The sequence below is a fragment of the Mesorhizobium sp. M7A.F.Ca.CA.004.06.1.1 genome (assembly GCF_003999135.1).
Lineage (GTDB): Bacteria > Pseudomonadota > Alphaproteobacteria > Rhizobiales > Rhizobiaceae > Mesorhizobium.
Genome location: NZ_RZPQ01001018.1, coordinates 1 through 1,657, shown reverse-complemented (window position 1 = coordinate 1,657; position 1,657 = coordinate 1). Strand labels below are relative to the sequence as shown.

Here is a 1,657-nt window from a genome sequence, read left to right as displayed (position 1 = left end):
ACAGGATCTCAATGGCGATGCCGGACGGCGGTTCGGCAGCGTCGGGCTTCCATTGAGCGAACCCGAAACCGTCGTCACCCTGTCGCGGTCCGGCGAAACCATCGTCGAAGGCTCCGAGAGCACCCGCGCCAGCGAGCATCTGTCGACGCTCTGCGCGCATCTCGGCATTCGCGCCCAGCACCATCTGGTGGTCGAGCAGTCGATCCCCAGTCATGCGGGTCTGGGGTCCGGCACGCAGATCGCCCTTGCCGTCGCCTCGGCGTTGCGCACTCTCCATAATTTGCCTCTGGATATCGCCGGCGACGCGGGCCTGCTCGAGCGGGGCGGCCGATCCGGCATCGGCATCGCAAGTTTCGAAGATGGCGGCGTCATAGTCGACGCCGGCAAGAACGACCGCGGCGGAACGCCTCCGGTCGTCGCGCGGCTGCCGTTTCCGGAAGAGTGGCGCGTCATCCTCATCCTCGACCATTCCGGGCATGGACTGCATGGCGCTGCCGAGGTCGCGGCGTTTCGTTCGCTGCCGCCGTTCCCAACGGCAGGCAGCGGGGAGATCTGCCGAAGGGTGCTGATGGGCATTATGCCGGCTTTGGTCGAGCGGGACCTTCCGGCATTCGGCGCCGCCGTCACCGCGATACAGATGCTGATCGGCAGCCATTTCGCCCCGGCGCAGGGCGGCGTGTTCACCTCGAAGCGGGTCGAGATGGCGGCCCACCGTCTCAATGAAGCAGGCGCCGTCGGCATCGGCCAGAGTTCCTGGGGGCCGACAGGCTTTGCCTTCGCGCCATCACATGACGCCGCACTCAAGTTCGTCGACGCGGTTCGGAAGACGACAATTGAGGACGGCCTTGAGATCAAGATCGTCAAGGGCAGGAACTCCGGCGCGAAGATCAGCTCAACCAGGCTGAATCTCGTCGGCAGCTGACGCTCCCGTTTCAGGCAGAAAGGCAAGAAATGGCCCGCAAACACATCCTGCACATGCTGACACCGTTGAAGCAGATGAGCCCCTTCGACGTGAACATGGCGCTCGACGCAGGCTTCGACGCCGTCGTCCCCTATGTCGATGTAAGCCTCGCCGAAGTGACAGGCCTGGTCCAGGACGCGATCTTTTCGCGCCCGCCGGATGCGGGTGTCGACACCGGCATCTTCATCGCCGGGAAGGATGCCTCGTTGGCGCTCGACATGTTCGACGCCGCGAAGAAGGCGATGGTGCCGCCTTTCCAGGTTTCGGTATTTGCCGATCCGGCCGGCTCGTTCACCACGGCCGCGGCGATGGTGGCCAAGGTCGAAAAGGCGCTCGAGAAGAAATTTCAGCGTGCGCTCAGGGATACGAGGGTGGCTGTTTTCGGCGCCACCGGCGTCGTCGGCTTCTGCACCGCCGTCATCGCGGCAGGGGAAGGTGCCCGGGTCACACTTGTCGGCCATGACGGCATCGAGAGGGTCAAACAGATCGCAGCCGAGATCGAAAGCAGATTCAACATCATCGTCGATGCCGCTGACGGATCGAGCGACGCACGCAAGACAAAGCTGGTCGAGGCGAACGAAATTATCCTGGCTTGCGCCAAAGCCGGCGTCCAGGTGGTCTCCAAAGCCCAGTTGAAAGGCAATGACCTGCTTATTGCGGCCGACGTCAATGCCGTCCCCCCGGCCGGCATCGAAG

Annotated in this window: 2 protein-coding genes; both read left to right on the top strand. The window is 63.9% G+C overall.

Annotation, left to right across the window (positions count from 1 at the left end):
- Window positions 1-922, top strand: a 922-nt coding sequence (locus EN906_RS33335) for a beta-ribofuranosylaminobenzene 5'-phosphate synthase family protein (protein WP_127375732.1), incomplete at its 5' end; no start/stop codon positions are given.
- Between the two features lie 29 nt (window positions 923-951).
- The coding region (locus EN906_RS33330; protein WP_127375731.1) for an NAD(P)-dependent methylenetetrahydromethanopterin dehydrogenase at window positions 952-1,657 on the top strand (706 nt) is incomplete at its 3' end.